This window comes from Aquabacterium sp. (genome assembly GCF_004297345.1).
Classification (GTDB): Bacteria; Pseudomonadota; Gammaproteobacteria; order Burkholderiales; family Burkholderiaceae_C; genus Aquabacterium.
The window spans coordinates 1-4,802 of the sequence record NZ_SCTN01000062.1; the positions used below are offsets into that span (position 1 = coordinate 1).

Consider the following 4,802-nt stretch of genomic DNA (forward strand, 5'->3'; position numbering starts at 1 on the left):
GTGGCGTTGAGCCCGGTCGATCAGCCCCAGCAGGGCATCCAGCGCCGTTTGCCCGTCTGCATGGAACGCCACGGTGTTGTCACGCGTGGCGGCGGGCAGCGCCAGGGCCTGTCCCAAGTCCAGGGCCCAATGGTCAGCTTGATGCGGCTGGTGTGAATCGGCCTGCCTCAGCCTCGCATGAGGCCGCGGTACCTTGCGCACACCAAACAGCAGAAAGAGCGGGATGCCGGCGTAGGGCAGCAGGCTCATGGTCAAGACCCAAGCCAGGGCCGCAGATGGATGGCGGTGCTCCCGGCTCAGTCGTGTGGACGTCAGGTAGATCAGCAGGCCGGCCAGCACGAATGCGCCATGTTCCAGCCCGGACAAGGGCCAATGGAAGTGGGCGGGCAACAAATGCATGTGGTTCGGTCTCTTGTCTTGTTCAGATCGTCAGATCAATTGCACCTGCACATCCTGAAGGAGGCGCTGGATGTCCTTGGCCTGGCACAAGGATGTGCCCGGCGTCAGCAAGGCTGCAGCGCCCGCAGCCATGGCGTAGCGCAGGGCCTGGGCCACGTCATGCTGTTTGTCCAGCGCCCAGATCAGGCCTGCAAGAAAGCTGTCGCCGGCGCCAATGGTGCTGGCCACGTCCACTTTCAATGCACGGGCGCGCCACGCCTGCTGATCGGTGACCAGTAGCGCACCATCTTCACCCAGGGACAGTGCGACGATGCGGGCTTGCCCCTGCCGGATCAAGCCACGTGCGGCCCCACACCATTCAGATTCAGTCGTCAAAGGCAAGCCAGTGAGATCGCGCAATTCACGCAAGCTGGGTTTGACCAGATGAACACCCGCCCGAAGTGCTGCGGTCAGGGCAGATCCGGACGAGTCGATGACAAAGAGGCTGCCTTGTGCGTGGGCCTGGGCCGCCATCTGCGCATAAAAGTCATCCGGCACATCGGGTGGCAGGCTGCCACTGGCGATCACGAACCTTGGGGTGCCATGGCGAGCCAGTTCAGTCAGGCAGGCTCGCCACTCCGTCTCGCTCAGCTTGGGCCCAGGCAAGACAAAGCGAAAGTCTTGCCCACTGCTGGTTTCGTGTGCGGTGAAGCTTTCGCGCGTCTCGTTGGCGATGTCGATGGCTTGCGCAGGGATGTGCTCATGGTCCAGCAACTCACGCAGAACACGCCCGGTTGCGCCGCCAGCCGCGTAGAGTGCCAGCACGTCGGCGCCGAGTCGATGCAAGACCCTGGCCACGTTGATGCCGCCACCACCTGGGTGTGTTTGAGCCGACGCGCAGCGCAGCTTGTGGCCAGGGATCACCTGCTCGATCGATGTGAACACATCGACCGCAGGGTTCATGGTCAAGGTCAGGATGTCGGTCATGAGGCCACAGTGTAGGCACCGTTGGCCATGTCCGACCTTCTGTTGCTTGCCTTATTTGTTGCCCAATTGTGTGGCGTTGAGATCTGGCCGCGCTGCTTTCAGCAGTTCAAGGGTGACGGCGCCGCGCAAGGTGCAGGCAAAGCGCGTCATGGACGGATCTTTTTCATAAGCCTCGATCTGCAGCACGCGGTCGATCGTGCCTGGGCGGGATTCTGCCCCGCCAGGTGTGTCGATTTTTTGCCAGCCCGCATCAGGCTGCGCCAGGTCCCACTGTTCGGAGCGGGCGTACACATCGCCATCTTGCTGCAGGCGCGAGGTGTCCCACAGCGAGGCTTGCGTGGCCTTGAGTACCGTTGCCATCGGCGCACGCAGGATGAAGCCCCACGAGATCACGGCCTCATCGCCACCCAGGCTCAGGTGCTCGTCAAAGTAGCCGAAGGTCTCGAAGCCACTGATCTTCAAGGCGGGCGTGAAGCGGCGCAGACTGCGGTCCAGATCAGTTCGATCAGCGACCTTGAACGAGGCTACCGGGCCTTCCTTGACCAGATAGGGCGTGGAAGCGAATGCGCCAGCGTTGCGATTCAGTGCGGCGAAGAAGCTGCTGTCACAGCGTGACAGTTCAACCAGAATATTGTCAGATGCGGACGACGCCGCAGCCATGGCCGAGGTGGCGAACACCAGCGGCAACAGAAAAACGAATCTCATCAGGGGCCTGCTTGACTTGTTGCTCAGTCCACCAAGGTGAACGAGCAAGGAGTGTGCCCAAGCCCATGAAGCGCATCAACCCGCGTTCCGGGTGGCTGTGTCTACTTCTGCAAACAGTTCCTTGGCCACCAACAGGGCGTTCACGGCGGCCGGAAAGCCCGCGTACGCCGCCATTTGCATGATGACCTCGACCACTTCCTGACGTGTGCAACCCACGTTCAAGGCACCTTGTATATGGGCCTTGAGCTCCTTGGGTGCATGTCCGAGTGTGGTCAGCGAAGCCAGCGTGGCGATCTGGCGTTCCTTGGGTGTCAGGCCGGGGCGCGAGTAGAGGTCGCCGTAAGGAAACTCGATGATGAGCCTGGCAAAGTCAGGGGCGATATCCTGCAAGGCGGCCATGACGCCTTCGCCGACATGGCCATGGATGCGCGACAGGGCAGCCTGCCCGCGCTCGAAACGATCGGATGGCATCTCAGTGGCCTTGACGACGTGCGAGTTCCTGGTATAGCCCAGATTGGTCGAGATCAGCAAAGCCATGCTGGGCCGCATCTTCATACAAGGCCGCCAGGTGCTGTGTGATGGGCGCATCAAACTCCAAGCCGGCAGACGTGTGCAGTGCGTTGCGCAGGTCTTTGAGCTGGATGGCCAGCGAACCACGCTTGGCGAAGTCGCCTTCGACCATGCGCTGCCCGTGTACTTCCAGGATGCGGCTTTCGGCGAAGCCGCCGCGCAGGGCCTCGCGTACCTTGGCGGGATCTGCCCCCCCGCGTTGCGCAAGCAGCAGTGCCTCGGCCACCGCACCGATCGTGATGCCCACGATCATCTGGTTGGCCAGTTTGGTCAATTGACCTGCGCCCGTCGGGCCCACATGCACGGGGCGACCCAGCACTTCCAGCACAGGGCGTGCGCGCTCGAATTCGACTTCCGCGCCACCCACCATGATGGCCAGCGTGCCGGCCTCGGCGCCGACGGTGCCACCCGATACCGGCGCGTCCAGCACGGGCACACCCAGATGATCGAGCTGGTCCGAATGGCTTTGAGCCTGCTCGGGCAGGATGGAGCTCATGTCAATGACCAGGGTGCCAGGGCGCAGGCCAGCGGCGGCGCCAGGCAGGGCCGAGTTGAACAGCACGTTTTCCACCACCTCGCCGTTTTCCAGCATGGTGATGACGATGTCGGCCTTGGCGACCGCACGAGAGGGGGAGGGCGCAATGCGCGCGCCATCGGCAATCAAGGCCTCCGCCTTGCTGCGGGTGCGGTTCCAGACCGTCACGGGGTACCCGGCTGCCAGCAGACGACGGGCGATTGGCGTGCCCATCAGTCCGCATCCCAGCAGCGCAATCTGTTTTTTCTCGTTGTTCATGATGTGGTTTGCTTGCAAAACCATTCGAATATGCACCAGACCGTGTGCGAAAAGCCGCATAAGCAGCGGAAACTCTGTGCACATCCCTTGTTTGAAGGACAGTCAGACAAGCTATTTTCGGCGAATATTCATCCCTTGATGCCGGGGCTCCGGGTACGGACGGAAGCGGGCATCGCACTAATAATGACTTCGATTCATATGGGCGAATCCTCAGAAGCTGCGGTGCTCCAAGGCGGAGTGCTGAACCAGGCGGTCCTGCATGCATTGGACCAGTTGGGGCTGGCCGTGCTGGTCAAGGATGTGACGAGCGGCAGGTATGACGTGGCCAATGACGCCGCCGCGCGCATCCTGGGGTTGGAGCAACGCCACATCGTAGGGGCCGTTGATGCCGAGTTGTTTGATGCGACTCAGGCCGTGGCCTTGCGGGCCGCTGACCAGCAGGCTCAGGCTGTGCCCGATGGCGTGCGTGCCGAACACAAGCTGGAATTGAGCATGGGCCGCCACGAGTTCGTGACCTGGCGCCAGCGTTATGTGGACGAGGTCAGTGGCAACAGCAAGCTCTTGTCGGTCTGGCAGGATGTGACCGACGCGCGTCGCCGCGAAACACAACTGCAATCCGCCTTGTCGCAACTGGAACAGCAACAAAAGGCAAACGATTCCTTGCGCCGGGATGTCGAAGATAACCAGGTGCGAGATACGGTGTCTGGCTTGTATCACCGTGCGCACTTCGAGGAACAACTGCGGCGTGAGGCTGACTTGTCCAGCCGTGAGCAACGCGAGTTCGCGCTGGTGTCCGTCTCCATCGACAACCTGGACGAAATTCGTCGCATGCACGGGGTCGAGGGCTGTGAGCGTGTGGTCGAGGCGCTGGGGCGGTTGCTGAGGGCCAATACCCGGGCAATGGACTCCCCATGCCGCCTGGGCGGCGACCGCTTCATTGTGCTGCTGTCAGGCATCGGCCTGGCCATTGCTCACTCCAGGATGGAGCAGTTGCGCCGCCAGTGCGCGCAGCACATCGTGCCTTTCAATGGTCAGCAGGTTCCGTTCACGGTGGCCATGGGCGTGGCCAGCTTCCCGCACACGGCAGGTGGCATCGACGAGTTGATGCGTGCCGCTGATCGTGCCATGGCTTCGGCCAAGGAAAAAGGCGGCAACCGCATCGCGCTGGCGAGCATCCAGTTCGTGCCAGCCACCTGAAGAAGCGTCAGAGATTCAACGCCAAAGAAAAAGGCCAGCATCCCGAGGGAGCTGGCCTTTTTGCATGAATAAAGTGTCCGCCGAGAACTGATTGCCGCATTCCTGAACCCAGGGGATTCAGGTGGGCGAGGTCAGCGGTACGTCGGGTTCATCTGACGCGAGACGATCACAC

6 protein-coding genes are annotated in these 4,802 nt (G+C 62.0%); 1 reads left to right on the forward strand and 5 read right to left on the reverse strand.

Annotation, left to right across the window (positions count from 1 at the left end):
- From EPO09_RS01855 to EPO09_RS01875, 5 genes are all read right to left on the reverse strand, one after another.
- Window positions 1-399 (reverse strand): PLDc N-terminal domain-containing protein (locus EPO09_RS01855; protein WP_290639604.1); only part of this gene is annotated, 399 nt, incomplete at its 3' end.
- Window positions 400-429: 30 nt separating this feature from the next.
- Window positions 430-1,365 carry a 1-phosphofructokinase family hexose kinase gene (locus EPO09_RS01860; protein WP_290639606.1) on the reverse strand — a complete coding sequence of 312 codons (936 nt, stop codon included), beginning with the start codon at window positions 1,363-1,365 and terminating at the stop codon, window positions 430-432.
- A 51-nt stretch (window positions 1,366-1,416) separates the two neighbouring features.
- Complete coding sequence (locus EPO09_RS01865) at window positions 1,417-2,070, reverse strand: hypothetical protein (protein ID WP_290639608.1); 654 nt, start codon at window positions 2,068-2,070, stop codon at window positions 1,417-1,419.
- 75 nt (window positions 2,071-2,145) lie between these two features.
- Window positions 2,146-2,541: a carboxymuconolactone decarboxylase family protein gene (locus tag EPO09_RS01870; RefSeq protein WP_290639610.1), complete on the reverse strand. Its 396-nt coding sequence runs from the start codon at window positions 2,539-2,541 to the stop codon at window positions 2,146-2,148.
- A 1-nt stretch (window position 2,542) separates the two neighbouring features.
- Window positions 2,543-3,433, reverse strand: a complete 891-nt coding sequence (locus EPO09_RS01875; protein WP_290639612.1) for an NAD(P)-dependent oxidoreductase — start codon at window positions 3,431-3,433, stop codon at window positions 2,543-2,545.
- Between the two features lie 198 nt (window positions 3,434-3,631).
- Here EPO09_RS01875 and EPO09_RS01880 point away from each other — a divergent pair, with 198 nt between their 5' ends.
- Entirely contained in the window at window positions 3,632-4,630 is a 999-nt protein-coding gene (locus EPO09_RS01880) for a sensor domain-containing diguanylate cyclase (protein ID WP_290639614.1), read from the forward strand.
- Window positions 4,631-4,802 lie beyond the last annotated feature (172 nt).

Coding starts and splice junctions, on each gene's coding strand:
- EPO09_RS01860 (WP_290639606.1), bottom strand. CDS start 1,365: ATGACCGACATCCTGACCTTGACCATGAACCCTGCGGTCGATGTGTTC.
- EPO09_RS01865 (WP_290639608.1), bottom strand. CDS start 2,070: ATGAGATTCGTTTTTCTGTTGCCGCTGGTGTTCGCCACCTCGGCCATG.
- EPO09_RS01870 (WP_290639610.1), bottom strand. CDS start 2,541: ATGCCATCCGATCGTTTCGAGCGCGGGCAGGCTGCCCTGTCGCGCATC.
- EPO09_RS01875 (WP_290639612.1), bottom strand. CDS start 3,433: ATGAACAACGAGAAAAAACAGATTGCGCTGCTGGGATGCGGACTGATG.
- EPO09_RS01880 (WP_290639614.1), top strand. CDS start 3,632: ATGGGCGAATCCTCAGAAGCTGCGGTGCTCCAAGGCGGAGTGCTGAAC.